At 33.5% G+C, this 2,966-nt stretch carries 1 protein-coding gene and 1 pseudogene; both read left to right on the forward strand.

Features of this window, described 5'->3' with window-relative positions; translation table 11 throughout:
• Window positions 1-252 precede the first annotated feature (252 nt).
• Window positions 253-765: pseudogene (locus EG242_RS14665) on the forward strand (PorP/SprF family type IX secretion system membrane protein); the annotation flags it as partial.
• A gap of 12 nt (window positions 766-777) precedes the next feature.
• Window positions 778-2,745 carry an OmpA family protein gene (locus EG242_RS14670; protein WP_124900684.1) on the forward strand — a complete coding sequence of 656 codons (1,968 nt, stop codon included), beginning with the start codon at window positions 778-780 and terminating at the stop codon, window positions 2,743-2,745.
• Window positions 2,746-2,966 lie beyond the last annotated feature (221 nt).

Raw genomic sequence — 2,966 nt, forward strand, 5'->3', positions numbered from 1 at the left:
TCAACAGGAACATTAACAACCTAAAAATTAATCTCGTTTAATAATGCACTACGGGTTAATAGTTGTAAATAATAACACTCATTAACATTAAGTTAATGGGTGTTTTGTTTATAGAAAAGTAGAAATACTGTGGGTACTATTAATTTGTATTTAGCATTCGTATTGCTTAAAAATTATTTTTCGTAGCATTTCATTTTGTTCTTTTAAAAGAACAATAGTTTCTTCGTAATGTTTAAGTAGTGTTATATGACCTACAATCCAAACGATCCTAATTTTCAAAACGATATAAGCGCACAATTTACACCTAATATTGGTGCAGGAATTTATTGGCACAACAGCAAAAGTTATTTAGGTTTATCGATCCCAAATTTCTTAGAAACAACTAGATACGATGATAATATACAAAGTACCATGCGTACTACCATGAGTTATTATCTTATTGGTGGACATGTGTTTGAACTGAATCCGATGTTGAAATTTAAACCAGCATTTTTACTGAAAGCTACAAACGGTGCACCTTTACAAGCCGATGTTACTGCTAACTTTTTAATAAGTAACAAGTTTACAGTAGGTGCAGCTTATCGTTTGGATGCAGCTTGGAGCGGTTTATTAGGCTTTCAGGCAACAGACGGCTTATTTATAGGATACAGCTATGATGCCGAAACCACAAAATTGGCAAATTATAACAACGGATCGCATGAGATTTTTGTAAGGTTTGAATTGTTTAACAAGTACCGCCGTATAAACACAGGGCGTTTCTTCTAAAAAGCTACAGACATGAAAAAAGGATTATCAATACTAGCCTTGGCATCATTCTTATTTTTAGGAAACGCAGATGCACAAGCACAAGCCGGCTTAAAAAAATCTAACAAAGAATACGATAGTTGGGCTTATGTAGATGCTATGAACATCTACGAAAAAATTGTAAATAAAGGTTATGTAAGTCAAGACATTCTAGAAAAATTAGGTAATACTTATTATTTCAACGCACGATACGCACAAGCACAACCTTTCTATGAACGTTTGTTTACCGAATTTGCTACAGAAGAAATAGCTTCAGAATTTTATTACCGTTACGCACAAACATTACAGCATACCGGCAGAACTGCCGAAGCTAAAACCTATTACGATTTGTTTATAGCAAAAATAGGTAGCCAAACACAAATTGCAACAGTACGCAAAAATGAAGCAGATCTTCAAAAGCAAATTAAAACAAATTCTGGTAGATACAGCAGTGTAGAAAATCTGCCGATAAACACCCAGTTTGCCGACTTTGGAAGTCATGTACACAATAATCAGTTGTATTTTACCAGCGCTCGTGATACCGGCAGTTTTTCAAAGAAAATTCATACATGGACAGGTGAAGCTTTTACAAGTTTGTACCAGTATAATTTGCCTAATGATACTGTTTCCAAGAAATTAAAAGTTAAAAAATTAAAAGGTGACGTAAAAAGCAAGTTCAACGAATCTACCACTGTTTTAACTGCAGATGGTAAAACAATGTACTTTACCCGAAACAATATGTTGGGTAATACCCGTGGTTATGATGTTGATAAAAATACAAAACTAAAAATTTATCGTGCCGAATTACAAAACGGAAAATGGAACAATATTCAAGAATTACCTTTTAATAGTAATGACTTTAGTACGGCGCATCCAACATTAAACAAAGACGGCAGCATATTGTATTTTGCCAGCGACCGTCCGGGTGGTTACGGAAATTCAGATTTATGGATGGTGACTGTAAACGGTAACGGTTATGGTGTGCCACAAAATTTGGGACCTACAATTAATACCGAAGGTAGAGAAACATTTCCTTTTATTAATAGCAACGATGAACTGTATTTTTCAAGCGATGGTAGAATTGGTTTAGGCGGATTAGATGTTTATGGCGTTAAAATAAAAGAAGATGGTAGTTTTTACGAAGTACAGAATATTGGTGAACCTATAAATTCTAACACCGATGATTTCGCCTATTTTATAGATTATCAAACCAAAAAAGGCTTCTTTTCATCTAACCGATTAGGAGGGCAGGGAAACGACGATATTTACAGCTTTATTGAAACTAAAGCATTAAATTTAGGCTGTTCGCAAGAACTCGTTATTACTGTTGTTGATTCTAAAACACGCAATATCATTCCAGAAGCATCACTAAATCTATACGATAATTTGTATAATGAATTAGCATCATCAGATAAATTTACAAACGGCGGTTTCCGTTTTAATACAGATTACAAATGTGGCGAAACCTATCGTGTAAAAGTTAGTAAAGAAGGATACATAACTAAAGAAGATGTGGCTGTTTTAGATAACGAATCGGGAATTAGTGAAAGAACTATTGTGTTAGAACAAATAAAAGTAGAAGTTAAAAAGAACGATGACTTATTTAAAGTACTTAAGCTAAAACCTATTTATTTTGATTACGATAAAGATAATATCAGACCCGACGCCGCTGTAGAGTTAGCTAAAGTTGTTGAGGTTTTAAAAGATTATCCGCGTATGAAGATCGATGTGCGTTCACATACCGATAGCCGTGGATCAGATCAATACAATTTAAAATTATCTGAACGCAGAGCCAAATCTACTGCCCAATGGATTGCCGATCAAGGTATAGATATTAGCAGAATAACTTATAAAGGTTATGGCGAAACGCAACTGCTTAATAAATGTATAAACGGATCTAAATGTTCAGATACCGAACACGAAGAAAACCGTAGGTCAGAATTTATTGTATTAGAATTATAAATTAACTTAATGGAAAATGTTAAGATAACGGATGAACTTTTAAACAAGAAAGTTCCAACATGTATCAAGAAAAACGTAATGAAAGTTATTAAAGAGATCAGCAGTGGAAAAAAAACTGGCGATAAGATCCAAATAAAAGAAGACTGAAAACAATTATAATTACCCGTAGTGCATTATAGAAAAAGTTGCTCAAAAGATTAAAAATCAGTATATTGTATTGA

It is taken from the genome of Paenimyroides viscosum, from assembly GCF_003858535.1.
Lineage (GTDB): Bacteria > Bacteroidota > Bacteroidia > Flavobacteriales > Flavobacteriaceae > Flavobacterium > Flavobacterium viscosum.